The following is a 25518-nucleotide window of genomic DNA, read 5'->3' as shown; positions in this document are numbered from 1 at the left end:
GCGCTGGCGTGCGTTGCGTTGTCCTTTCTTTTGCCTTCCGGTATTTCCGGGTCGTCGACGCCTTCGGATAGGGAAAACCTGCGCGAAATCGTTGGCTACACGATACAGCAGGAAAAGGAAAGGATTGAAAGGCCCGTCTTCAGCCCATCCATGCATTTCTACACGGAATCCGTACAGGTAAAAATCTCCAGCGGGCGGCCTGATGCGCGGATATTCTATACCGTTGACGGCTCCCGCCCCACAAGGTCCGGCACCCGCTATACAGGCCCCATTACCCTTGTACCCGAGCAGGGCAAAACCTGCATTGTCGTCAAGGCTGTCGCGGTGATTGACGGGCAGGAAAGCGCGGTCAGCACGCACAGCTATTTTATTGAGCCGGGCATCCGTTCGCGTTACGGCTCTTATGTTTTTTCTCTTTCGACGGACAATGAAAACCTGTACGGAGACGCTACCGGCATACTTGTGCCGGGCAAGCTGCGGGCAGAGTCCGTGCAAAGACATCCCGAAAAAGACACGAACGCCCACGACGCCAACTATAAAGGACGGGGCCGGAACTGGGAACGGCCGGTGGATGTGGAAATTTTTGATCCGGACGGTGTCCGTCTGCTGTCGCAAAAAGCCGGACTGCGTGTTTTTGGCGGCGTGTCGCGGCATTATCCGCAAAAATCTCTGCGCCTCACGGCCCGCAAGACCTATGAACCGGCTGCGGGTAAATTCAAATACCCCTTCTTTGCCGAACTGGCCCGCGAAGATGCCGTATTCCCTGTGTTTTCCTATGATTCCCTGACGCTGAGCAGCGGTGGGCAGGATCTTTATGATGCGCAGATACGCACGCCGCTGATTGCGCGTATCGCCGCCCGGGCCGGGTATTCTTGGGTATCGCCGATGCATTCCGCTGCGGTTTATATTAATGGCGCTTATTATGGCCATGCTTATCTGACCGCCCGGATGGACGACAGCCTGCTGGAGAGTTTTTTTAACCGTTCGCGGGAAGATTTTGTCGCTTTTAATGGCGGCGTAAAAAGACTGCGCTCATCGCCCAAATATCCGGAATTGCTGAATTGGCGCATGATAAAAGAATTCAGGGCGTTGACGAGGCGCTGTGAACTCGAACCAATGAGTGATTCTCTTTATAATGATGTCTCAAATAAGATCGATGTTGATGATTTTATTTTATATTATGCCATAGAGACATATATAGATAATAGAGAATGGCTGCACGATGACCAGAACAACATTAAAGTCTGGCGCTATACAGGTGTTGAAAAAGTGCCTGGTTCTGCTCTGGATGGTCGGTGGCGCTACGTATTATATGATATGGATGTTTCTGCCATGAGTCCGTGGGGTGGTGCCAAGCCTCCGTCCAATCCCACCCTGTTCGCCTCCCTGCTTGAGCGCCCGGAATCGGCCGCTCAGTTTGCCAATAATATTTGCGACATGGCTTTTGCTCATTACGCTGAAGACAATGTGCGGCAAGTCATGCAGGAACTGAATGTCATAAGCCTTGGCGAAATTGAGTATGCGGCGCAACATGGCGTATATAGCCCGCCCGGCCTGCAACAGACCATTGCCAGAGGGCGTGAAAACATTCTTACGTTTTTCAGGGAGCGTCCGGAACATGCGCTCAATGAGCTGCGCCGCATTCTGGGCTATACAGACCTTTATCACGTTGTGGTGAAAGGTCCGGCCCGCCTTAATACCATCGACCGGCCCGATCCCGAAGGCTGGTATTTTGTTGAAAATTCCGTTGAGCTTGCTGCGACCCTGCCGCCGGATAAGGCCGTACGGCATTGGGAGGTGAACGGGCAGGTCAGGCGGGGGAACAAAATCACGCTTTCCTCGCGTGATGCGGTAGCGGGTGAAGTGCGGGTGAAGCTTGTGACAGAAGACAGCCCGTCGCCGCTGGTGCTCGAAGATGCCTATGATCACGGCCATGTCTGCGGCTTTTCATTGCGCAACACCACAGACAGACCATTTGAAGCGCAGGGGCTGTACCTGAGCGACAGATTGGGCAAACCCCAAAAGTACGCATTGGCGGGTATGGTTTTTACTCCGGGCGAAGCGGTTCCTTTTGTGGGCAAGGGCGCGCGACACATTTCCGCCCTGAAGAAAATGCAGGTGAACTTCAAGCCCGTGCAGGGCGAAACCATTTATCTGCGCAACCGGGATGGGCAGATACTGTCTTCTATTCGTGTTGAATAACCATTTACCATGTTTTGCATGATGCCGGTGACGTATGACTGAAGAGCTTCGCAAGGTTCTGCTGCTGTTTTCGCAGCAGGAAACGCTGACCATGTTTTCTCTGGCTGTGACAATGGCTGTTGCCCTTGGCTGCGGGCTTGCCATTTATTTGCTGTACCGCTTTTTTTATCGCGGCATTGTTTATAACGAAAATTTTGGCGTTCTCATTCTTATCGTCAGCGGCATAACCGCCTTTATCATCATTACCATCGGCACGAATTTTGTTCTGTCGCTCGGTATGGTCGGGGCGCTGTCCATTGTGCGTTTTCGCGCTCCCATCAAGGATCCGCTGGATGTGGGTTTTCTGTACTGGAGCATCGCCGCAGGCCTTACCGCCGGGGCACGGCTCTATATGGTCGCGATTTTCGGCACGGCGGTTATTGGCCTTGTTTATATTGCCATGACCTTTGTGCACAGGGATGCACGCACGTTTCTGCTGATCTTGCGCTATGCCCCCGAAGCTGAAGGGCAGGTGAGTACGCTGCTGCAAAAATTGAAATGCAAGCTGAAAAACAAAAGCGTTTCGCGCGGTGCTACGGAGCTGACCCTTGAGGTCAAGGTCAGGAAGGGCCGCATAGAATTTATGGATGCGTTTACTGCGGCCGATTTTGTGGATAGCGCTACGCTGGTGGAATACAACGGAACCTATTCGTAAAAGCAGCATTTGCACATAATACGCATCTGCGCGGCGTGATCCGCAGAAATGAAATATGACTCAGGGGCATAAAAACCTCCACGAGAGTGGAAGTTTTTATGCCCTTTTTGCGTCGCCCTGCCGCCTGCGCGCGGGTGCGCCATGCAGTAGATTTTACCTTTGCGCACACACATTCTCAATGTTTTTAAACGACCAGTGTCGTTGTTAAGCGTGAAGATAAATTGAACTTATGTTTTATCAACCGTCGAGTAGTGTTAAGGCTGCACGGCTTGGGTCCGCATTGATTGCCGTTTGCGGGCGCTTTGCTTTTGTGGAAAAAGCGGGCATAAAAGAGCAGGAATGTATACTGATAATACAAGGTACAGGCTAGGTTATGAAGCATTCACGACGTATGTTTCTTATGGGGGCAGGGGCGGCGGGCCTGTCGGCAGTGACGGGGCGCGGCAGTGGCGATGCGTTGGCTGCCACGGGTGGCGGCGCTCAGTACGCCACGTTGCTGGAGCTTGAAAAATGCATCGGCTGTGGCGCATGTGTCCAGGGCTGCCAGGAGCGCAACGGCGCGCGGTATCCCGTGGTGAGCAGGCCCATGCCCGAGCTCTTCCCACCGGGTACAAAGACTGAAGACTGGTCGCAACGGCAGGATGTGGATGACAGGCTCACCCCCTATAACTGGCTGTATATTGAAACCGTGACCGTGCAGAAAAACGGCGCAAGCTTTGACCTGCACATACCGCGCCGGTGCATGCACTGCACCAATCCGCCCTGTGCCAATCTCTGTCCCTGGGGTGCGTGCAGCCGTGATCCGCAGACCGGCACTGTGAATATCAGTCCGTCCACCTGTCTTGGCGGGGCCAAGTGCCGCACGGTCTGTCCGTGGCATGTGCCGCAGCGCCAGTCCGGGGTAGGGCCGTATCTGCATCTTATGCCGCGCTTTGCAGGCAACGGCGTCATGTACAAATGCGATCGCTGTGCGGACAGTTACGCAAAGGGGCAACTGCCCGCATGTATTGAGGTCTGCCCCGAGCAGGTGCAGACCATCGGTCCCCGCGCGGGACTGCTCGCCCATGCGCAGGCGCTTGCGGCCGAGCGCGGCCATTATCTTTATGGTGTGACAGAAAACGGCGGCACCAACACGTTTTATCTCTCGCCCGTGCCGTTTGAAGACCTGGCAGCCGTAAAGGAGCCGGGGCCGGGCAGGCCCACCTTGGCGGATGTGCCGGACAGTATGGCACAGGCTGCGAACCTGGGGCGTATGCTTGTGGCTGCCCCGCTGGCGGGCATTGCGGCAGGCATGGCGCGAAGCGCCAAAAGCGGCAGCGCCGCGCTGGATGCAAAACAGGCGGCCACCGGGCTCACGGGAGTTGCGGCGGCAAAGCCCGCGTCGCTGGCGGTTCCCGGCTGGATAAAACGGCTATGGGTTACTGTGGCTCTTATACTGGGCTTTACCGGCATGATGCAGATGCCCATAGCCACGCGCTATGGTTTGACAGGACTGCCCGGTATGGGCTGGACCGGAGATTTTTATACCACCCTGAATATCCACTATGTGGCAGGTGCGGTGCTGATAGCATTGTGCTGCCTGTTGATGACGCTCAAACTGAAAGCAGGTGGCGGTTTTCCCCGGTTTGTGTTCTGGGGGGCGGTGCGCGCGTGGCTGGTTGCGGGCTTGATATTTACGGGAATTTTTCGCGTATTGAAAAATCTGCCTGCATTTTCTTTTGCACCGGAACTGGTCATGGGCATGGACCTCGCGCATCTGGGTCTTGCCGCGGTTCTCGGCGTGCTGTCTCTGACGCTGTGGGCCAGCGGCCGTAAGGCCTGGACGGGCCTGGCGCGGTAACGCACCCGCAGGCGCGGGCAGCTTGTTTTTCCGGTGACAGAAGCCGCTTGCCGTTCTGCATGATACACAGGTCGGCAAGCGGCTTCTGTTTTGTTTTACTGGCGTAACGGCGCGGGGACAGCCCCAGGGCGTTTATGTTTTGCGAACAGGCGCCGTAATATCTTTACAGCGCTACGTGACTGTTACGAGCATCCGGGGCGCATTTGCCGCAACGGCATTGAAAAACAGTGCCTACAGCATTTCCAAAAAGGCCTCAATGCGCACCTTGAGCTGTTCGGTGTCTGTTTCGGAGTAATCTGTTTCAACATTCAGATAGGGCAGCCCCAGGTCATTCTGCACAAATTTTTTCAGGGTCCAGGCTTCAACAGCATAGGTCTGGCAGCCCTGCCATGTGAGGTCCACCACGGCATCTGCCGAAAAATCCGCCGCCATCTGCCGCAATGCCTCGTACCTGTGCGGATTGGGGGACATGACGGCGCAGGGTACATCCAGATAGCGTTTTGCCATCTCGGTCAGCGGGTCGCTGTCTTCTTCCATCATGACGCGGGTTTTTTTATAGGCCGAGCAGTTATCAAGGCAGACAACGCTACCGCCACATTCCTCAATAAGGCGCACGACCTTGTGTGAGCCAAGACCCACAGGAACGCCCGTAAGCAGAATGCGCGGAGCCTCAGGGCTGAAAGCCGTCTGCCCCTCATCGGCCAGTGTACCCATTTCCCGGGCCAGATCCTCCAGCATGGCGATGCCCACTTCCTTGTCGGGAAAGAAGGACGTCTTGAAGGCGATTTCCACCAGTTCCACTCCGGTAACAGGCGAAGGCCTGCGCTGCGCCAGATCCATGACAGCCTTGAGTGCCAGCCGCTCACGGTTCATCAGGATAATGGCCTCGCGCAGTTTGGCATCGGTGATGCTGACGCCGAATTCCTGCTCAAGACGGCGTACCAGCCCTTCAAACTGCTTGCGCCAGTAGGACAGGGCGTCGTTGTCCTGAATCTGCGGCAGTTGCAGCAGGGCCACAGGTTTATACGGGGCGAGCAGTTCATACATTTTTTTCTTGCCGTCACAGGTGGTGTCGGCCACCACAATGTCTGCGGCCGCCAGGTAGGGACAACTGTCATTGAGGGCAAAGCCGAAGCTGCTTTTGATCAGCGGGCAGAGGGAGCGGGGCAGCACCTCTTCGGCGGCGGGTATGGAATCGTTTTTTGTGCCGCAAAGAGACACGGGAATGGCCCCGGCAGCCAAGGCAATCTCTGATGGCGAATACAGGCAGAACTGCCCCACCACTTTTTTGCCGTTCTGCTTGGCTTCCGTAAGGTTGAGCACGTTTTTTTCAAAGGCCGTGGTAATTCTGTCAAAACTGGCGCATTTCATATCCGCTCCTTGCTGGTTTACGATTTGGCCCTTTTGCCGGGCCGACTAGGTATGATGTTTCTTTTCAAGCTGATGCGCCGCAAGCAGGGCAGCACCCAGAGCGCCCACCAGTTGCGGTTCATCGGGAACACGCACAGGCATTTCCAGTTCCCGGGAAAGAAATTCGCAAAACGCCGGGCTTGTAGCCATACCGCCGGTAAAAACACATTGCCCCGTAAAAGAAATGCGGCGTGCAAGGCCCCGCATGCGCCTGGCTATGGACACAAAAACCCCGGCCGCCAGATCGGCGGGCGGGGTTCCCTGCGCCAGCAGGCCGACAATTTCTGTTTCGGCAAACACTGCGCACATGCTTGAGATGGGTACCGGGCTGCCGCCAGCCGCGGCTTTGCCCAGTTCGTCCAGCGGCATGCCCAGAATACCGGCCAGTACCTGCAAAAAACGCCCAGTACCTGCCGCGCATTTGTCGTTCATTACAAAGTCACGCACACCGCCGTTTTCATCCAGGCTGATGGCCTTGCTGTCCTGCCCGCCGATATCGAGCACCACACCGGAACCGGGAAAAAGCCACGAAGCGCCGCGGGCATGACAGGTGATTTCCGTCACGGTTTTATGGGCAAACGGCAGGGCGATGCGTCCGTAGCCCGTGGCCACAATGCGGGCCAGGTCGGCCCGGTCCACCCCGGCCTGGCCGCAGGCGGCATCCAGCGCGCGCTCGCCCGCTTCCCGGGTGTTCCAGCCTGTGGGCAGCACCGTGCCACCCGCCATGCTGCGGCTTGTCGTATCAAAAATGACGGCCTTGGCGGCCACAGAGCCTACATCTATTCCGGCTGCGAACATTGTTTGTCCTCCTGGGCATTGGGCATGCCGTGCGTGAACGCTCCGCAAGGATTTTTATGAAATCCTCGCCGCAAAACAGGCGCGGGCAAGCTGTGTCTGCCGCGGTGCGGCTGTTTCACCCGGTCTGCCCAAGGGCGGGCGCGTTACCGTGTGAGCCATGCCGCCCCTGGGCATTGTGGATGCACCTGCGACAGGCATAAAAAAACCCCGCGTTTTGCGGGGCTGCGCTATGAAGAGGAGGACCGGCGGAAAATCTGAACCGCCGCTGATGGAACAGGAATGGCGCTGTTCAGAATTTCAGGCGGGACAACCTGCCCCACAGCGCCACGATTCAGGTTACGCCAACGCGCGTGCGGCGCTGGACGGCAGACAAGGCAGGGCCGGCGAGAAAGCGTCTTGTGCTGAGCGGCGTTACATCCGCCGCCCTCAGGAACTCATCTGTCTGTATGGCCTGCCTTGCTGTTGTTTTCATCTATGAACTATCGTCAAAAGAAACAGGACTGTCAATCGGTGGCCCTGTGGCTCGCGCTCGTGGTGTTTCGCGAAAAAACTGCTGCGCGGCGCTTTTCGCTTGTCGTTGCCGCAAGACCGGTTTTTCCCGATGCTGCGTACCGGGCGCGTTGCAACGTTTTTGCAGCCAGGCGGGAGCGACATGCACGGGACAGCGATTACGGCCTGTTCACTGCCTGTTCGCGGCCTGTTCGCGGTATGTAAGGATGCCGCTTTCTGCGGTGCGGCAGTTGTTTCAAAAAGAGGCCCTCTGTCCTGTAACAAACAGAGGGCCTCCGGGTCGGTTTACTATGCGTGTTTATTGCTTCGGCTGCTCTTTTTCCGGAGCGGAGGCATTGTCTGCATTCGTTTTTTCGGTAGCGGAGGCATCTGGGGCAACAGGCGCTTCAGGTGTGGCTGCCGCAGGCTCTTCGGGGTGCGCGCTCTGGGCCTTGGCATCGTCTTCACCGGCAGCGGCGGCCTTTTCGTCCTGCGCCGTGGTGGCGGGCGCTGCCTCTGCCGCCGTGTCTTCAACCGTGGGAATTTCGGCTGCACCCGGTACTGTTGCAGGGCTGGACGCGGCGGAGGCATCTTCCGCATCCTGTGCGGGGGCGGCGTTACGGTTTTTTATTTCTTCGGCTGCACGGGCATCGTAGGCGGCCGCTTCAGAAGCTGCTTTTTCCAGCGCTTTTTCAACCGGGCTCGCCGTATCAGCAGGGGCCGCAGTATCGGGTTGCGGTACGCCTGTTTCCGGCGCTGCCGGTTCGGAGGTGGTTTCTTCCGGCGCAGGGGCAGCCGCTTCAGGGCTTTTTACTGCGGGCGCAGGAATCGCGGGGGCGGCTTGGGGGTGCAGCAGTTCATCAAGGTGACGCAGTTGCGCCTGCGGCACGGTCTTGAGCTGGGGGCCAAGCAGCATGGTGCCGGGCTGGGCCAAAAGAATCACAATGACGGCGCAGATAAGCAGAGCCCCACCCATGCCGCCATGCGCACCCTTGCGCACCATGCGGCTCAGCAGTACGGCGGCTACTATGCAGATGCTGCCAAGAATGGGCAGAGCCTTGAGGCCGAGCACCATTTCCCGCTGTTCGGGGCTGAGGCTGAATTTGAAGAAGCCGCCCATCCAGTCGAGCGTGGGGCCAAAGCCCGCCGCCACCAATGCCATGCCCGCATGCAGAAGACACAGGGCCGCGAAAATGAAGAACAGGCGGCCGCCAAGGCCGGAAAGGCGCAAAAGGGCCTTGCCCAGCAGTGGGGCGGCCAGGCAGATGATGGTAAGGGCTGCGGAGGCCGGGTCGTAGGCAGCCAGGCTCAATACGCAGGCCACAGCCAGGCTGATCCACAAAAAGGCAATGCCCGAACGCTCCTTGCGGGAGGCAGCGAGGTCGGCGGGGGCGGTGCGCAGCACTCGAACCCACGAAACGCAGGCCATAATGGCGGCCCAGGGCAGCAGGCCCGCTGCCGCCACAAGCAGAGGCAACCACCACTGGGCGCTGGGCCAGGGCCAGAGAATAAGGCGCTCGCCCAGAAACTTGAGATAGCCTTCAGGCTGCTGCCACAGCATGACGCCGCCAAGCCAGCAGGCCAGCAGCAGCAGGAGCAGCACAAAACCGGTCACGCCGTCCATGCCCTGCGCCCGGCGGAAGGTTCCGCGCCAGCTCAGGAAGAAAACACTGGTCACAAGCGGCAGCATTAGCTGAAAAATTCCGCCTGTAAGTCCGGCCAGGCCCGCCAGGATGAAACCGGCGGGCAGGCTTACCCAGGCATGGGGTTTTTGCCAACCGTGGCAGAGCAGCGCCAGAGAAAAGAGCGTGAGAGCCGTGGCAAGGCTTTCAGGCCCGGTAAAATGGGCCATGGGAACAAAGAGCGGCGCGGAAAGAAGAATCATGCCGCCGGCCAGCGCTGCCTGAGCGCCAAGGCCCGCAACACGGGCCAGGGTCCAGACGCTCATGAGGCAAAGCAGTGCGCCCGCCAGGCCCGCCATGGGAAAGAGCAGATGCCCGAAACCGGGACCCGCCAGAGCCACGAGGCTTTGCATGCCCGCAAGATACCAGTGGTACACAGGCCAGTGCGCCAGACCCGGGGCGGCGGGGGCCAGCCACAGGCCGCTCTGGCTGGTCTGGCTGAAGATGAAGATGCTCTCCGCTTCGCGCGGGCAGTACAGGGCATTGCCCATAAAGGCGGGCCAGGCCTGAGCCAGAAGGAGCAAAAGCAGAAAGAACGGTCCTACCCGGCTGGCGGTTTCAAAAAATTTCTGGGCGGCGTTTGGTTCCGGGGGCGTCATTGCAGCCTTGATACCGGCTGCCACGACGTTTTCGGACGTGGCGGCTCCGGTGCTGCGGCCGTTTTTGCCACGCCAGGACGAGAATACGCCCCGTTTTTTGGCTGTACCGGCAGCCTGGCTGCCGTCGGCGGGGATGTGCCCCGCATGCGCTTCGCCGGGGCGGCAGGACTGCTCATGCATCTGCGGCTGTTCCTGCCTGCTGTTTGGCATTGCCTCCGGGCTTACATCCGGGCTTGCGCCGGTTTCAGCATCTGGCCTGGAGTCTGTCCCGGCATGAGGCGCAGCACAGGGGCAGTCTGCCGCAGGGTGCTGTTCATCCGTGTCCGCACCGGACGCCGGACAGGCGGTTTCCTGTTCCTGGCCGGGCGCGGCTGCCAGAGTTTCCTGCCCCGGCCCGGAAGAAAGGTGCTGGTCGGCATTGTCCGTGCATTTGGGCTGGCCGTCCTCAGGCAGGGTGGAGTTCTGGGTCATGGGTTCGCTCCTTCAGGTGTTGCCGCCTGTCCCGTGAGCAGAATATGCCGGGCCTGGCGGGCGTCTAGGTCAAGTTCCACAGTGCGCCCTTGCAGGGGCAGGTTTGGGCCGGATGGTACCTCGTGTGCCGCGCGGGCCGCTGCGGGCAGCGCGCAGGCAAGGCGCTGCCGCTTGCCGGAAAAATTGGCGGCCAGCAGCCAGTAGCCGCCGGGCAGGGCGCTCAGCACGCCGACACAACCCGGAGGCCCTGAAAAAATTTCTGCTACCCGGCCTCCGGCCAGACCGGCATCACGCCGGGCGCGTAAAAGAGCCGCCAGTTCATGAAGAAAACTCTGCCTGTCGGCCCACTGCCTGTCCAGAGAGCCGAAAGCCAGCGGCAGGGGCGGTATGCTGCCCGCATGCCCTGTCTGCTCATCCCACAGGGGAACGCTGCCCATACTGGCGGGCAGACCCGCCGGGGGGCGCGCCATGTTGAGCGCTCCTGTCATATCCTGCGGGCTTATAAAAGCAAGGCCGGGCAGTCCCACGCGGAAGGAAAGCAGCAGCAGCACTGTCTGCCGCAGGATTTTCGCCTGCTCCGGCCGTACTGCTGCCGTCGCATCCAGCCCCAGAGCCAGTGCCGCAAGACCGGTCTGCGTGGTCCACAACTCCGTGGCATCGGCAGGGGCCTGGGCCTGCTCCTGCGCGCGGCGCGCCATGTTCCGTCCTTCGGGCAGGGCCAGCAGGGGGCGCCAGTCCACACTCTGTCTGTCTTTTTGCCCACGGGCCAGACGGCTGTGGTCCACGCCTTCGGCCAGCGATGCCCGCAAAAATCCGGCAAGGGGAGCGGCATCGCCGCTCAGCAGCGCGTAGGCCGACGCCGGTTCCGTAATGGTGTCGCGTGTAAAATCCACGGCCGTATCCAGCACCGCCCGCGTCAGGGAGGGCGGCAGGGCGTCGTCCTGCATGGCCCATCCGCCGTAGCGGTGGACTTCACCCGACAGGGCGTCCAGCGCCTCCAGGCCGGGTGTCAGCTCCATCAGCCGTTGCGCGTCCGCCGTACTGCCCGGCGTACTGTCCCGGTCAGGAGCCACTCGCCGGGGCTGGGCGGAGCGTCGTGCTTCAGGCGCTCCATCGCCGGATGGCGGAACATCCAGCCCCATAAGGGCCTCCATGCGCAATCCGGCCAGGGTCTGCTGCTGCAGCCCCGTATGACGGATAACCGCAGCGGAAAATATGCGCCGCGCCTGCCCGGAGGGGTCCTGCCAGAGCAGAACTGGGCGCAAGGGATGCCCGCTGTAGCGGTAAACCCACCGCCGCGGCTGCCCGTCCGCGCCGCGCACTTCACCCGTGACCGCCCAGCCGCCGGGCGTGGTCCAGGCCACGCCGTCGCGCACGAGACGTTCAGGTAAAATGCCGCGCTGGGTCAGCGCCTGCACGGCCTGCGGGCGCAGGGGCAGGCAGTCCCATTCATCGGCGGTGACAGGCAGGACATCCCAGTCTTTTTGCGGCACGGCCATCATGGCATAGAGGCCGTCAAAACGCGAGGCGTGCCGCGCCTGCAAAATAAAATCAGGCCCAAGGCCCGTGGCTGAGGGCGGCAGTTCGCCGCCCAGTTGCACATCGAGATTTTCCAGGCGGCCTGCGGCCCTGTCAAAATCTTCTTCACTGCCCAGAGCAGTATCGAAACGCAGGGCCGTTACGTTACCTCCGCCGGGGGTAAGCATTTTATAGCTGCCCCATATGTCGCCTCTTTCGCCAGTGGGGGCTGCGAAAAGACCATTCAGGCCTGCCTGCCCGAGCATGTCGGGCAGGGGGGACAGGCCGAGCGCCCGCCAGAAAGGCTGCCCTGATGTAACCGTGTGCGGATTCACATCCAGCCAGGACGGAGCGGCGGAAAGCAGCAGGGGAACCCGGCGGGCCGCGGCGCTGTTGCGCCAGATAAGACCTGTACCGGACACCTGCGCCGTCAGGTCCTGGGTGGAACCCAGCATGGATTGGCGCTCAAGCCATTGCAGATAGCCCGGATCAGCCCGGGGCAGAGGGCTTGTGTGCGCTCCGGCCCGGGCGCTTGCGTTCTGGTCTGCCGTTTTTTGCGCGGCGGTTTTCTGGCCCGGCGCGCATGCGCCGAGCAGAACAGTCAGCAGCAGGCAAAGCAGCAGTGCGCCCTGCGTGAGAACGCTGTGAGCAGCGCTCGGCGCAGCCTGGCTGCGCGAAGGCAGCGCGCGGGTCCCCGCCTTTTGCGCGGCACGGCAGGCTGCCGCCACAGGGCGGCATGCCGCACCGCACGTAGCGGGCGTTGCGCCGTGCCGGTTCAGGACCGGGCTTCTTCCTCTGCCTTGGCCGTATTCCACAGTTCGTCCTTTTCATCGAGGCTCAGGGCGTTGAAGTCCTGCCCCTGGGCGCGGGCCAGCTCTTCCATACGGGTAAAGCGCTTCAGAAAGCGGCGTGTGGCCAGGTCCAGGGCCTCACTGGCCTTGATGCCCTTGCGGCGGCCCAGTTCGGTAATACTGAAAAGCAGGTCGCCAAGTTCATGCTTCTGGGCTTCCGCGCTGCTGTTGGCGGAGGCGTCCAGCCATTCCAGCCATTCGGCTTCCACCTGCTGCTCCACCTCATCGTCCTTGGCCCAGGTAAAACCCACGCGGGCGGCCTTGGAATGAATACGGTAGGCCTTGATCAGCGGCGGCAGGCTTTCGGGCAGGCTGTCAAACAGGCCCTTGGGTTTGCCGTCTTCATCGGCGTGTTCGGCCCTTTTGATTTTTTCCCAGGCTTTGAGCTGTTCATCAAGGCTGTCAAACACCGTGTCGCCAAAAACGTGGGGATGGCGGCGGATCATTTTGGCCCTGTTGTTGTTCAGGGCATCGGCAAAGGTGAATTGCCCGTTCTTTTCGTACAGCCGCGCCACAAAGAGCAGCAAAAAGGCCACATCGCCCAGTTCTTCGCGGATGTCGGCCACATTGCCCGAACGGATGGCGCTGACAAGTTCGTGGCTTTCTTCAATAATATAGTCGGCCAATGTGTGGGCGGTCTGCTCCTTGTCCCAGGGACAGCCCTCGGGACCGGTGAGCGTGTCAATGATGCCCTGCAACTCTTCAACAGCGTTTTTTTCCATGAATTTGTGTTCCTTGTGCCGGTTACTGATACGAAGGCCGGAGGCAGCCCTTGCGGTATGCCCGCCGTCAGGTTGCCGCACTGTGCGCGGTGTGCCGTCAGACGGCGCGGTTGCGGCGGAAGCCAGTTTTCCGGCCGCATTGGCCTTTTAAAACATACAGCCCATCACGGGACCTGTTCAGGGCAGGCGCACATGACATTGCCCTGACGGCAGGCGGGCAGATGGCTGCCGCCGTGATGCGGGCGCAGGGCGACTGCGCCGCCAAGCATCATAAGTAAACGCCGTAAACGCCTTGAGAGGCTGCCCTCAAAGCTGATATACCCTAGAGACCCAGGCGCGACACAATATCCGGCGGCAGCCAGCCGCGGACCTGCGCCGTGAGGGCGTTAAAATAGGGCAACACACGGCTGTGCTGCATAAAGGCCGCCTGGGAAAAGAATTTTTGCAGCAACAGCATGCCCAGGGACCACAGCAGGGCGCCCTTGGCAAGGCCCAACATGGCTCCGGCCATCCTGTCGGCCCAGGTGACGAAGGAAAAGGAAAGAATCTTTTGCAGCAGCCGGGCAATAAGCGCCACAGACACAAGCACGCCGAGAAAGACCAGCACGTAGGCGGCCACGGTGCGCCAGCCGGGGTCTGTGATGAGCGTCAGGTGGGGTGAAAGCCTGTCGTGGTAGTTGTGGGCCATCCAAAAGCCGCCCAAAAGCGATACGATGCCGGCAACTTCACCAACAAAGCCGTGCAAATATCCACGCCCGGCAAAAAACACCAGCGTCAGAACAACAATGAGGTCAAAAATATCCTGGCCCATGCCTTCTCCCTGGAAAGTGCCTGTATGCGGCTTCTTGCGCACGCTCCGCAGCCTCATGCGAACAGCGCAAGGCAGCATAGCAAAAGCGCGGGCGCGGCACAATGCACCGGGGCCGCCCGCGAAGCTGCCGGTATTTTATGGAGGCCGATATTCTGTTGCCGGGGCGGCGGCAGGGTTTGCCCCGGCACTGGTCGGCATATCTGTGGCTTTGACAAGATGACGGCAGATATTACATTGCTCAGATGTGCGGCCTCGCGCATGACGGCAAAGCGGAAGCAACGGGGGAAACATGAACAGCGAAAAAGGCCGGGTCGCCGGAGTGGTGCTGGCAGGAGGGCTTTCAAGCCGCATGGGCGCGGACAAGGCCCGCTTGCGCCTGCCGGGCGCTTGCGGCGCGGGCATCGACGCTGCCGCCGCGCCCGACCTGCTGTTCACGGCCTGCGCCCTTGTGCGTTCTGTTTTGCCTCTCTGCCTTGTTTCCTGCCGCGCCGATGCGCCCCGGCAGGGCTATGACTGCGTTTTTGACGCACTGCCGGGCCAGGGACCGGCTGCCGGGCTGCAGGCGGCTCTGCGCCATGCCGGGGAACTTGGCTATACGGCCCTTCTGGCTCTTTCGTGCGATCTGCCTCTTATGGATGCCCACACACTGCGCAGACTGCTGGCGGCCAGGGATGCCGCGCCGCCGCAAACACTGGTTACGGCCTACCGTGCGCGGGATACCGGCCGTGTGGAGTCACTCACTGCGGTGTATGAGGTGGCTGCCCTGCCGTATTTTGACGCGGCCCTGGCCCGGGGCGAGCGCAAGCTGGGCCTGATGGTTCCCGGCGAGCTGCGCCATTTTGTAGACTACGGACCGGAAGAGTCTGAACCTTTTTTCAACTGCAACTGTCCCGCCGACCTTGAGCAGGCCCGGACCCTGCTGGCGCAAAAAAATGCACGCTTTGCTGAAAAAGGGTGATTTTTACAGTAACGTCCAATTGTTATAGCGCGTTAGCGCCGTATGCGGCTTTATGGGCGCGCGCGTGAAAACCAGCGTTATCCGCGCGTGCGGGGCTTTCAGCGCACAGGGAGAGAAAAGCGGCGCACAGGTAGCCAGAACAGACGAATTGGCTTACACAGGGTCAAAACAGTATTCGCATCCGCTCCGGCAGGGGCTGCGGCATTGGAGAAAAGCATGAATATCGGTTCCTATACATTCGACGAATTCCGGCGTCTGGCGGAAAACTTTCATGGCTATGCCGCGCCAGGGCTGCTTGTGGGCGGATATATGGTGGAGCTTGCCAAAAGGCATATCCCCGAAGGCACGCTTTTCGAGGCCGTGGTGGAATCCGGCAAATGCCTGCCTGACGCCGTGCAGTTGCTCACCCTGTGCAGTATCGGCAACGGCTGGATGAAGATACACAATCTGGGGCGCTATGCGGTATCGCTTTTCGACAAGCATACGGGTGAAGGCGTGCGCGTAAGCCTGGACCCGGAGAAAATGGCTGCCTATCCGGAAATCAAGGCATGGTTTTTTAAGGAAAAGCCCAAGAAAGATCAGGATGTTCCGCGTCTTGAATCCGAAATAGAACAGGCCGGAGACAGCATCTGCAATGTGGAGCCTGTGACCATAAAGCGCCGCTTCATCGGGCATAAACACATGACGCGCATTGTCTGCTGTCCGGGCTGTGGCGAGGCCTACCCGGTGGAAGACGGCCCGGTATGCCGGGGCTGTCAGGGCGAGGCTCCCTATGTGGTGGCGCGGCGCGAGATCAAGGCGGCTCCCCGGCAGGAAACCGCCGGAATACGGGTGGTTCCTGTGGAGGAGGCCGTGGGGCATACCGTGGCGCACGACATGACCCGTATAGACCCCGGCCAGTTCAAGGGGCCGGAGTTCAAGGCCGGGCAGCGCATCAGCGTGGGCGATATATGCCGCCTACAGCAGATGGGCCGTTTTCATGTGGCAGTGACCGACAGCCCGGTAGGGGAGAGTGATTTTGCCGCCTATGCCGCGCGAAGCGGTGACACGGTACACGAAAATGAAGCGGCCGAGGCCTTTGCCCGGCGCATGGCGGGCGAGGGCGTGGCTTTTTCGCTGCCGCCCCGCGAGGGCAAGGTGGAATTTACCGCCGAGCGTGCCGGTCTTTTTACCGTGAATGTGGAGCGCATGCGGCACTTCAACCTGGTCCCCGAGGTTATGGTAGCCTCGCGGCAGGACGCCACTGTGGTCAAGCAGGGCGGCCCGCTGGCCGGGACCAGGGCCATACCGCTTTTTATCAGCCGTGAGCGCCTCTCCCAGGCGCTTGAGACGCTGGAAGGCGGCCCGCTTTTCAGCGTGCTGCCCCTGCGCAAGGCGCGCGTGGGCATTCTTGTGACCGGAACCGAGGTTTTTCAGGGTATTATCGAAGACAAGTTTATCCCCATCATCACGGCCAAGGTCGCCATGCTGGGCTGCGAGGTGGTCAGAACCGACATCGTACCCGATGACAGGGCCATGATGGGCAAAGCCGTGGCGGAAATGCGCGCGGCGGGCGCGGATCTGCTGGTGACAACGGGCGGGCTTTCCGTGGACCCTGACGACGTGACCCGCCAGGCCCTGCTGGACGCCGGGCTTACCGATGTGCTGCACGGCGTACCCGTGCTGCCGGGAACCATGAGCCTTATTGGCCGCATACCCGGCCCCGGCGGCGGCATGCAGGTGCTTGGAGTACCCGCCTGCGCCCTGTACTTCAAGACCACGTTTCTGGATCTTGTGCTGCCGCGCCTTCTGGCCGGGCGCGAGATTACCCGCGCCGAGCTTGCCCGCCTGGGCGAGGGCGGCTATTGCCTGGCCTGCCATACCTGCACCTGGCCCAAGTGCTGGTTTGGCAAATAATGGAGTAAAATCCGCAGTTTCATATTCTGCTTAACGGCCTGTGAAAAAGTTTTCGCAGGCCGTTTTTTTGGGCGCTTTTGCGGCCGGGACCGCCCCGTTGGCAACGGGCGTAAAAAGAATTTTGCTGGTAAATAAAATGATAAAAGAAAAAATCAGTAATTTCAGGCGATATTTTGTGCACGTTTTTTGTGGTTTTTTAGCAAAAAATGGACAGCGGCAAGGGGTAGTTTAAGTATCTCGCTGTAATGGTATGACAATTTGCGAGATAGAGAAAAATATCACAAACACGTGAAACTATAATATAAAATGCCGAACAATCTTGCGACATCACGATTTTTGGAATATGGTGATCGCAACTCTTTTTATTATTATCAAGGCGCACACATTGTCGCCAAAGCTTCTTTTGCGCGGCTGCCTGCCTCGGCCCCGCGCATGTGACAGGCACAAACAAGGAGAGGTCTCATGAAAAGCACTCGACGGAGTTTTCTCAAAGGTGTCGGTGCAGGGGTATTATGCCTTACGCTGGGGCACCTGGGTTTTGACCTGGGCGAGGCCCAGGCATACGCCGGCAAACTCAAGATCGAGGGTGCCAAGGAAGTATCGAGCATTTGCCCCTTCTGTTCTGTTCAGTGTCAGATCATCGCTTACGTCAAGGGCGGCAAGCTTGTCTCCACTGAGGGCGATCCGGACTTTCCCATCACCGAAGGCGCGCTCTGCGCCAAGGGCGCGGCGCTGTACTCCATGTACACCAGCGACCACCGCCTGATGAAACCCATGTATCGCGCTCCGTTCAGCGACAAGTGGGAAGAAAAAGACTGGGACTGGACCCTTGAGCAAATAGCGCGTCGCGTCAAGGACGCACGCGACAAGGACATGATCCTTAAAAACGACAAAGGGCAGACGGTCAACCGTCTGGAAACCATCTTCTGGATGGGAACCTCGCACGCTTCCAACGAAGAATGCGCTGTTATCCATCAAGCCTTGCGCGGCCTGGGTGTTGTCCATATGGACCACCAGGCACGGGTCTGACACAGCCCCACTGTTGCGGCTCTGGCAGAGTCGTTCGGACGCGGTGCAATGACCAACCACTGGATCGACATCAAGAATGCCGATGCGGTGCTTATTATCGGCAGTAATGCCGCTGAACATCATCCCGTGGCTTTCAAGTGGATCATGAAAGCCAAGGACAACGGGGCCGTGCTCATGCACGTTGACCCCAAGTTCTCGCGTACATCCGCCAGGTGTGATTTCCATGTACCCCTTCGTTCGGGTACGGACATTCCCTTCCTGGGCGGCATGCTCAACTACATCCTTGAAAACGGTTTGTACCACAAGGAATACGTCAATAACTACACCAACGCGGCCTTTGTGGTGGGTGACGGGTACGCCTTTGAAGACGGGCTTTTCAGCGGCTATGACGCCGCCGCCCGCAAGTATGACAAAAGCAAGTGGGCTTTGGCCAAGGGGCCTGACGGCGGTCCTGTCGTGGACCCCACGCACCAGAATCCGCGCTGCGTCATCAATCTCATGAAGGACCATTACTCCCGCTACACGCTTAAAAACGTCTCCGACATTACGGGCGTTTCGCAGGACAACCTGCTCAAAGTGTACAAGAACTTCTGCGCCACCGGTAAGCCGGACAAGGCGGGAACCATTCTTTACGCACTGGGCTGGACACAGCATACCGTAGGTGTGCAGAACATCCGCCTTTCGAGCCTTGTACAGCTTTTACTGGGCAACATAGGCATCGCCGGGGGCGGCATCAACGCGCTGCGCGGCGAACCCAACGTGCAGGGCTCAACCGACCACGCCCTGCTGTACAACAACATTCCCGGTTACCACGGCACGCCCCAGGCCCCGTGGCAGACCCTGGCCGAGTACAACAAGGCCAATACTCCGGTAACGGTGGTGCCTAACAGCGCCAACTGGTGGGGCAACAGGCCCAAGTATGTGACAAGTCTGCTCAAGGGCTGGTTCGGCGACGCCGCCACCCCCGAAAACGACTTCTGCTACAGCCTGCTGCCCAAGCTGGAACCGGGCGTGGACTATTCGTACATGTTCATTATGGACAATATCTATAACAACAAGATCAAGGGCGGCTTCATCATGGGTGTAAACCCCATGAACAGCTTCCCCAACACCAACAAGATGCGGGCAGCCCTGGACAATCTTGACTGGCTGGTCTGCTCTGAAATCCATAACTCGGAAACCACGGATAACTGGCAACGCCCCGGCGTAGACCCCAAGACCAAGAAGACCGAGGTCTTTTTGCTGCCTTCGGCCCACCGCATCGAAAAGGCGGGAACCATCAGCAACAGCGGACGCTGGCTGCAGTGGTTCGACAAGGCCGTGGAACCCGCCGGAGAGGCGCGCAACTTCGCTGATGTGGTTGTGCCTCTCTTCAACACCATTCGCAGTATGTACAAGGCAGAGGGCGGCGTGTTGCCCGAAGCCGTGCTGAAGATGCACTGGACGGACAAGTACGATCCCGAAGAATGGGCCAGGCGCATCAACGGTTTCTTCTGGGCTGATTCCAAGGTGGGCGACAAGACCTATAAACGCGGTCAGCTTGTACCCACCTTCGGCGTGCTCAAGGACGACGGCACCACGTCTTCCCTCAACTGGATATACACCGGAAGCTGGACGGAAGAAGACGGCAACAAGTCGCGGCGGCGCGACCCCAGCCAGACGCCCATGCAGGCCAAGATCGGCCTCTTCCCCAACTGGTCGTGGTGCTGGCCGCTCAACAGGCGCATCCTGTACAACCGCGCCTCGGTGGACATGAACGGCAAGCCCTTCAACCCCAACAGGGTTGTTATCGAATGGGACGGCAGCAAGTGGGTGGGCGACGTGCCCGACGGCCCCTGGCCGCCCATGGCTGATGCCAAGGGCAAGCTGCCCTTTATCATGGTCAAGGACGGCCTTGCCCAGTTCTACGGTCCCGGCCCGGCTGACGGTCCGTTCCCCGAGCACTACGAGCCTGCTGAAACGCCCCTGGCGAGCCATCCGTTCTCCAGGCAGCTCAGCAGCCCGGTGTATAAATACCACAAAACCGACATGGACAAGATCGCGCCTCCGGCCGATCCGCGTTACCCCATAGTGCTGACCACCTACAGCCTTACCGAGCACTGGTGCGGCGGCGGTGAAACGCGCAACGTACCCAACCTGCTGGAAACAGAGCCGCAGCTTTATGTGGAAATAAGCCACGAGCTGGCCAAGGAAAAGGGCATCAAGAACGGCGATGGGGTCGTACTTGAAAGCGCGCGCGGCAACTGTGAGGCCATCGCTATGGTAACGGTGCGCATACGGCCCTTCACGGTTATGGGCAAAACTGTCCACCTGGTGGGCATGCCCTTTGCCTTTGGCTGGACAACGCCGAAAACCGGTGATTCCACCAACCGGCTTACCGTTGGCGCGTATGACCCCAATACTACCATTCCCGAGTCCAAGGCCTGCTGCGTAAACCTGCGCAAGGCTGATAAGCTCACCGAAATAGGCTAACGAGAAGGGCGCGCCCTTACGGTAGGGCGCGCCTGACAAGGAGCATACTATGCCGAAAACATTCTTAGTTGACACCACGCGGTGCACGGCATGTCGTGGCTGCCAGTTGGCCTGTAAGGAATGGCATGATCTGCCTGCCAACCACACCAAGCAGCTCGGCACGCACCAGAATCCGCCGGATCTGAACCCCAACAATCTCAAGATTGTACGCTTTCACGAATATATCAATGATGAAGGCAACGTGGTCTGGAACTTCTTTCCCGACCAGTGCCGCCATTGCCTTACGCCGCCCTGTGTGGACGTGGCAGACATGGCGGTGCCGGGCGCCATGATACAGGACAAGAAAACAGGGGCCGTGCTGGCTACGGAAAAATCGGCCAAGCTCAGCGAGGACGATGCCCAGGCCATACAGGAAGCCTGCCCCTACAATATCCCCAGGCGTGACCCCGAAAACGGCCTTCTGACCAAGTGCGATATGTGCATCGACCGTGTCAGCGCGGGCATGCAGCCTATCTGCGTCAAAACCTGCCCCACCGGGGCCATGGTCTTCGGCGAGCGTGAAGAGGTGCTGCCCCTGGCCCAGAAGCGCCTTGAAAACGCCAAAAAGCGTTGGCCCAAGGCTTTTCTGGCCGATATGGAAGATGTCAGCGTGATCTACCTGCTGGCCGACACCAAAGATAAATATTACGAATTCGCGGCCTTTATGTAGAGCGCTTCAGTCGGGTTTCAGTTTGGCATTGCCATAATTGTCAACTGAAATTATGCTGATTCACAGCGTTGCCGTCAGGCCTGCACAGTATTCAACGGCTTCCGGCTTTATGCCGGAAGCCGGAATTCACGGCACAGCCGGGCGGAGCACTTGGGCATATCTTCGGCGAAAAAGCCTTTTCGCCGAAAACAGGCCTGCCGCTTCGGTGGCCGGGCCTGCGATACGGCATCAAGTGCGGCGCGCGGGAAACAGCCCGTGCGCCGCTATCACCTTTCGGACGGAGGTTACGGCCTCCGGGTTTGGGAGCATCAATGGCCTCATCCTGCCAAAGCGTGGCAAAAACCCTGGCGGAGGTGGTGGAATACCGCCCCGTGCTGGAACCCGTGCTGCGGGCGTTTGAACCCCTGCTGGCCGCCCAGGCCCAATTGGCCGAAGATCTGGCCGACAGCGTACGCGCTTCGGGGCTGAAACTGCCTGAAGCGCAGCCCGGCGCTCTGGAGCAGGGCCTTTCCCTGCTGGCAGGCGTGCCGCTGACGGGAGCCGCCGAACCGCTGCGCCAAAGCGCCGAAAAACTGTTGCCTCTTTTGTCTACGCTGGAAACCATATCTTCCCATATACCCGCCCTTGAGGCTTTTTTGCTGGCTCCGGCCGGAGCGGCAAAGAAGGGCAAAGGGGCCAAGGCCAAACAGGACTCGCGCGAGGCGCTGGCCGAAGCCCTGCTGTCGGGCAACAGCGAAGAAGAAACCCGTCTGGCTGCCGCGCATGACCTCGATCCTTCCGTGCTGCATTTTGCCTTCAGCTTTGTGCTGGCCCCGGTATTACGCGCTCTTGTGTCAGGGAGCCTGCCGGAAGAAGGGGACGCCCCCTGGGATGCGGGCAGCCTGTGGCGACAGGGCTACTGCCCCGTATGCGGCTGTTTTGCTACCATCGCCTGGCTCGACAAGCCCCAGGTTGATGAAAAAAATGCCTATCTGACCGGCGGTGGCGGCAAAAAACACCTGCACTGCGGCCTGTGCGGCACTGACTGGAAATTTATGCGCGGAACCTGTCCCTCGTGTGGCGAAAAGGGCAGCGGCGTCATCGAAATGCTGCGTGAAAGCGGCTCGGCCCACGGTGAACGGCTGGACTGGTGCACCAAGTGCAAAACATATTGCCCCACGGTGGACCTGCGCGAACGCGACGGAAAGCCGGATATGGACGCGCTGGCCCTGGGCATGATGCATCTGGACATGGTAGCGGCCCGTAAAAAGCTGCGCCCGCTCAAGGTTTCGTTCTGGAATACTTTTTAGGGCAGGCTAACGGTGGAGCTGTTCTGACGGCTTGGGAGCAGGCGCCCGCCGCAAGGGTGCAGGCCGCAAGCATGGCGGAGGCAGTGGCAGCATGAGATTCATGCGCCGTGAGCCGCCGCGAGCGCAAAGAGTTGTGTGTAAAAGGCCGGAAGCATGACGGGCCGGGCCAACGGGCAGAAGCGCGCCCGCAAGCCGCCGGGCTGAAGATACGCGCCAGCGGCGCGTCAGAGGCCAGGTCGGCCGGGTGGTCCGGCATGCGCAGAGACACAAAGGAAACCGTTGCAGTAATGAGGATTTCTGCTCTTTACCAAGGCTGACGGTCCGGGCGAAACCTGGCGCATCAAGGCATGCATGAGGTTTTGCGCTTCGGGCCGCTGTGGGCAGAGAGCAAAAATGATCATTTTGCTGGGCTTCCGAAGATTTACTACCTCAGGAGGAGCTTGTTCATGAAAACCCTGGTCATCACTCTTTTTGCCCTGACGTTTGTGTGGGCCGGCGGCGCGCAGGCCCGCAGCGTCAAAGAGATGTCGCAAGCCATCAAGGAACCTATTGAGATTGAAGCTTCCGGCTCCAAGCGCATGAACGTCATGTTTCCCCACACTGCACACAAGGGTATCTCCTGCTTCCACTGCCACCACGAGGAAGGCGGCGACGGCCGCTATGTGGCCTGTACCGAGTGCCACTCCACGCCCGGCGCTCGTGAGCGCGACCCCATGAGCATGTTTATGGCGTTCCACTCCAAAAACGGCGACCGCTCGTGTCTTGGCTGTCACAAAAAGCTTGCCGCTGAAAATCCGGGCAAGTTCCCGCAGTTCAAGGGCTGCCGCCCTTGTCACATGAGCCCCGCCGCGCGTGAAGCCGCCGAGGCCGCCAAGGCTGCCAAAAAATAGTTTTGCAAGCACAGGCGGCACTTGTGCCGCATGCAGGATGCCGGTCAGCCAGAGGTTGACCGGCATCCTTGCCTTTATGGACAGAGATTTGCCTTGTAATGTGGATTTTTCGGCAGTTTCTGCGGGAAGACCGGGTGTTTTTTACTGTTCCGCTGCATTTTTTATCCGCGAGTTGCCCGGCTGCTGTTTTATTCTGCCCGAGGCCCCTGATCCTGCGTTATGTACTGGCTAGAGTCTTTCACACTTGAAATGCGCTACAATGATTTGTTTCCAGATCCTTGTCGCCAGATGGTTGCAGGGTGGCTTTGCCGATCGTCAAGCAATCATTTGAAGCGTTAATTGCCCTAGCTGCTGACTCCTGACGGCGCAGGCTGTCAACAAGAGCTTTCAGGGCGGCCGCCTGGCCCGCCAGCCCGGTTACGGCTCCTGCCGCATCGGTCAAGGTCTGGGCATTGTGCCTTCCGGACTGACTCACCTGGCTGACCGCATGGGCAACCGCGTCACTGGCAGCGGACTGTTCTTCGCTGGCAGCAGCAATGGAGCGCACCTGTTGCGCCGTGGCCTCAGCCATGCCCACGATGGCTTCAAGGGCCGCACCTGATGCGTTCGCGCTCGTTGTAGCCCTTGTTACCTGCGCTACGGCTTCATCAAGTGAAGCCATGCTGTGTGTTGTGCTTTTTTGCATGGCGCTGACGGCGCTGTCCACATCTTTGGTGGAAGCCATAGTTTTTTCGGCCAGCTTGCGTACTTCAGCCGCGACCACGGCGAAACCCCTTCCGGCATCTCCGGCACGGGCTGCCTCGATGGCGGCATTGAGGGCAAGCAGGTTGGTCTGGTCGGCAACGTCTGAAATAAACCCCATAATACGGCTGATATCGCGCGCGCGAACATCAAGGTCGTCCATATCTGTCTTGAGCCGTGTGGAAAGTTCGCTGACCCTGTTGATACTGTCCAGAGCTTCTCTTACTACCTTGGCTCCATCCTCGGCGCTGGCTTTTGTGGCGGCGGACGCCTGAGCTGCCTGCCCGGCGTTTGCGGCTGTTTGCCGCGCTGTGGTGTTGATCTGCCCCATGGCCACAGCCGCTTGATCCAGGCTTGCGGCGGTGGTCACGGCTTCCCGGCTGGACTCATCCATGCGCAGGGTCAACTGCCCGGATTCGGCACTGAGGCAGTGGGCCATTGTTTCCAGTTGCGCGGCTGTCTGTAGAATGGTTTCCGCCCTCGTCTGTGCCTGCTCCCGTGCCGACTCGGCTTCGCTCAGGGCTTTTTCCGCCCGCTGCGACTGCCGCAAAGCTATTTCAGACTGCTCGTTGGCCCGTTCTATATGCTGTTGCAATGAGGCCACCATGGTCAGGATGGAGGCGTATACGCCGTGCGCAGACGTTTTTTGTGCGCTCGTGTTCACTTTGTAGTCCCCCTGGGCCACACGGCGGGCAAGATCGCACAGCTTGCCGGGGTCAATGCCCAACTGGCGATTGACGGACAGGGTGAGCAGGCTGGCGACCAGAATGCTGCACAGTATGGCTACACCGGTAAGAACCGCCGCCAGGGTCTGCGACTGGGCGGCAATATGGCGGGCGGCCTCAGCGGCCTGGCGGCTGCGGCTTGTATCCAGCTCAAGCAGATGTTCATAAAACCGCGTGAGTCGCAAGAAATTGGCCCGGCTACGGTCGAAAAGAGCTACGGCCTGCTCGCTTTCTCCGGCCAGGGCCAGCTCGATGATCTGCTCACGGTTACGGCTGTCTTCGCGGGTGGCGGCGGCAATGCCTTCCAGCAGTGCCGGCAGGCTCTGGGCCTGTTCCTGCGGATCCGGCAGGGTACAGCCGGGTGGTACGGCGCGCGCCGACAGTTCGCCATACGCCTTTTCATGCCCGGCCAGCGCCCGGAGAGAGCGGCTGATCCGCGAGGTGTATTCCGTGATGCTGACGCTGTCCGTGCGGGTGCTGACGGCGGCAAGGTCCGAGCGGATGGAATAGAGCAGGGCATTCATGGCCTGTACCGCAGCCAGTGAAGGAATAACCGTTTCGTTTATATGATCTACAGTGGTGGTAATTTTTTGGCTGTTGCGCATGTATACGGCAAAAAGAAGCGTCATGAAAAGAATTATGCAGCAAAACGAAAGAACAAGTTTGACGCCAAGCTTCATGTGTATCCTCAGTATTGTTATTGTCTGGCATGGGCTTTTTAC

Annotated in this window: 16 protein-coding genes; 9 read left to right on the top strand and 7 right to left on the bottom strand. The window is 59.6% G+C overall.

Annotation, left to right across the window (positions count from 1 at the left end):
- The 3 genes from QZ377_RS05375 to QZ377_RS05365 all read left to right on the top strand — a co-directional run.
- A partial coding sequence (locus tag QZ377_RS05375) for a CotH kinase family protein (RefSeq protein WP_291440170.1) occupies positions 1-2202 on the top strand: 2202 nt, incomplete at its 5' end.
- A gap of 34 nt (positions 2203-2236) precedes the next feature.
- Positions 2237-2896 (top strand): DUF4956 domain-containing protein, encoded by a 660-nt coding sequence (locus QZ377_RS05370; RefSeq protein WP_072312150.1) that lies wholly within the window; start codon positions 2237-2239, stop codon positions 2894-2896.
- A gap of 373 nt (positions 2897-3269) precedes the next feature.
- Positions 3270-4736 (top strand): 4Fe-4S dicluster domain-containing protein, encoded by a 1467-nt coding sequence (locus tag QZ377_RS05365; RefSeq protein ID WP_291440169.1) that lies wholly within the window; start codon positions 3270-3272, stop codon positions 4734-4736.
- Between the two features lie 231 nt (positions 4737-4967).
- Here the strand turns inward: QZ377_RS05365 and QZ377_RS05360 are convergent, their stop codons facing one another.
- From QZ377_RS05360 to QZ377_RS05335, 6 genes are all read right to left on the bottom strand, one after another.
- Positions 4968-6107, bottom strand: a complete 1140-nt coding sequence (locus QZ377_RS05360; RefSeq protein WP_291440168.1) for a double-cubane-cluster-containing anaerobic reductase — start codon at positions 6105-6107, stop codon at positions 4968-4970.
- Between the two features lie 45 nt (positions 6108-6152).
- Entirely contained in the window at positions 6153-6944 is a 792-nt protein-coding gene (locus tag QZ377_RS05355; RefSeq protein WP_291440167.1) for an acyl-CoA dehydratase activase, read from the bottom strand.
- An 808-nt stretch (positions 6945-7752) separates the two neighbouring features.
- Positions 7753-10185 (bottom strand): hypothetical protein, encoded by a 2433-nt coding sequence (locus tag QZ377_RS05350; protein ID WP_291440166.1) that lies wholly within the window; start codon positions 10183-10185, stop codon positions 7753-7755.
- On the bottom strand, positions 10182-12518 hold the full coding sequence (locus tag QZ377_RS05345) for a hypothetical protein (RefSeq protein ID WP_291440165.1): 2337 nt from the start codon (positions 12516-12518) through the stop codon (positions 10182-10184). The genes QZ377_RS05350 and QZ377_RS05345 overlap by 4 nt, the downstream gene beginning before the upstream one ends.
- The gene (gene mazG / locus QZ377_RS05340; protein ID WP_291440164.1) at positions 12479-13276 is read right to left on the bottom strand and encodes a nucleoside triphosphate pyrophosphohydrolase; all 798 of its coding nucleotides are present in this window, start codon (positions 13274-13276) and stop codon (positions 12479-12481) included. The genes QZ377_RS05345 and mazG overlap by 40 nt, the downstream gene beginning before the upstream one ends.
- A 322-nt stretch (positions 13277-13598) precedes the next feature.
- Positions 13599-14087, bottom strand: coding sequence for a CvpA family protein (locus QZ377_RS05335; RefSeq protein WP_291440163.1), 489 nt, complete (start codon positions 14085-14087; stop codon positions 13599-13601).
- A gap of 289 nt (positions 14088-14376) precedes the next feature.
- Here QZ377_RS05335 and QZ377_RS05330 point away from each other — a divergent pair, with 289 nt between their 5' ends.
- From QZ377_RS05330 to QZ377_RS05305, 6 genes are all read left to right on the top strand, one after another.
- A complete protein-coding gene (locus QZ377_RS05330; RefSeq protein ID WP_291440162.1) occupies positions 14377-15045 on the top strand; it encodes a molybdenum cofactor guanylyltransferase in 669 nt (222 codons plus the stop codon).
- A 216-nt stretch (positions 15046-15261) separates the two neighbouring features.
- Positions 15262-16941, top strand: coding sequence for an FmdE family protein (locus QZ377_RS05325; protein WP_291440161.1), 1680 nt, complete (start codon positions 15262-15264; stop codon positions 16939-16941).
- Positions 16942-17403: 462 nt separating this feature from the next.
- Complete coding sequence (gene fdnG / locus QZ377_RS05320) at positions 17404-20442, top strand: formate dehydrogenase-N subunit alpha (protein WP_291440160.1); 3039 nt, start codon at positions 17404-17406, stop codon at positions 20440-20442.
- A 49-nt stretch (positions 20443-20491) separates the two neighbouring features.
- Positions 20492-21151: a 4Fe-4S dicluster domain-containing protein gene (locus tag QZ377_RS05315; RefSeq protein WP_291440159.1), complete on the top strand. Its 660-nt coding sequence runs from the start codon at positions 20492-20494 to the stop codon at positions 21149-21151.
- A 311-nt stretch (positions 21152-21462) separates the two neighbouring features.
- On the top strand, positions 21463-22440 hold the full coding sequence (locus QZ377_RS05310) for a formate dehydrogenase accessory protein FdhE (protein ID WP_291440158.1): 978 nt from the start codon (positions 21463-21465) through the stop codon (positions 22438-22440).
- A gap of 446 nt (positions 22441-22886) precedes the next feature.
- Positions 22887-23330 (top strand): cytochrome c3 family protein, encoded by a 444-nt coding sequence (locus QZ377_RS05305; protein ID WP_291440157.1) that lies wholly within the window; start codon positions 22887-22889, stop codon positions 23328-23330.
- A gap of 238 nt (positions 23331-23568) precedes the next feature.
- Here the strand turns inward: QZ377_RS05305 and QZ377_RS05300 are convergent, their stop codons facing one another.
- A complete protein-coding gene (locus QZ377_RS05300; RefSeq protein WP_291440156.1) occupies positions 23569-25476 on the bottom strand; it encodes a methyl-accepting chemotaxis protein in 1908 nt (635 codons plus the stop codon).
- Positions 25477-25518 lie beyond the last annotated feature (42 nt).

It is taken from the genome of Desulfovibrio sp. (genome assembly GCF_019424165.1).
GTDB lineage: Bacteria > Desulfobacterota > Desulfovibrionia > Desulfovibrionales > Desulfovibrionaceae > Desulfovibrio.
This window is presented reverse-complemented; position numbering and strand designations above follow the sequence as displayed.

Bases quoted from the DNA above. Each gene is read 5' to 3' on its own strand.
- QZ377_RS05370 (WP_072312150.1), top strand. From the start codon at position 2,237: ATGACTGAAGAGCTTCGCAAGGTTCTGCTGCTGTTTTCGCAGCAGGAA.
- QZ377_RS05365 (WP_291440169.1), top strand. From the start codon at position 3,270: ATGAAGCATTCACGACGTATGTTTCTTATGGGGGCAGGGGCGGCGGGC.
- QZ377_RS05360 (WP_291440168.1), bottom strand. From the start codon at position 6,107: ATGAAATGCGCCAGTTTTGACAGAATTACCACGGCCTTTGAAAAAAAC.
- QZ377_RS05355 (WP_291440167.1), bottom strand. From the start codon at position 6,944: ATGTTCGCAGCCGGAATAGATGTAGGCTCTGTGGCCGCCAAGGCCGTC.
- QZ377_RS05350 (WP_291440166.1), bottom strand. From the start codon at position 10,185: ATGACCCAGAACTCCACCCTGCCTGAGGACGGCCAGCCCAAATGCACG.
- mazG (WP_291440164.1), bottom strand. From the start codon at position 13,276: ATGGAAAAAAACGCTGTTGAAGAGTTGCAGGGCATCATTGACACGCTC.
- QZ377_RS05335 (WP_291440163.1), bottom strand. From the start codon at position 14,087: ATGGGCCAGGATATTTTTGACCTCATTGTTGTTCTGACGCTGGTGTTT.
- QZ377_RS05330 (WP_291440162.1), top strand. From the start codon at position 14,377: ATGAACAGCGAAAAAGGCCGGGTCGCCGGAGTGGTGCTGGCAGGAGGG.
- QZ377_RS05325 (WP_291440161.1), top strand. From the start codon at position 15,262: ATGAATATCGGTTCCTATACATTCGACGAATTCCGGCGTCTGGCGGAA.
- QZ377_RS05315 (WP_291440159.1), top strand. From the start codon at position 20,492: ATGCCGAAAACATTCTTAGTTGACACCACGCGGTGCACGGCATGTCGT.
- QZ377_RS05310 (WP_291440158.1), top strand. From the start codon at position 21,463: ATGGCCTCATCCTGCCAAAGCGTGGCAAAAACCCTGGCGGAGGTGGTG.
- QZ377_RS05305 (WP_291440157.1), top strand. From the start codon at position 22,887: ATGAAAACCCTGGTCATCACTCTTTTTGCCCTGACGTTTGTGTGGGCC.
- QZ377_RS05300 (WP_291440156.1), bottom strand. From the start codon at position 25,476: ATGAAGCTTGGCGTCAAACTTGTTCTTTCGTTTTGCTGCATAATTCTT.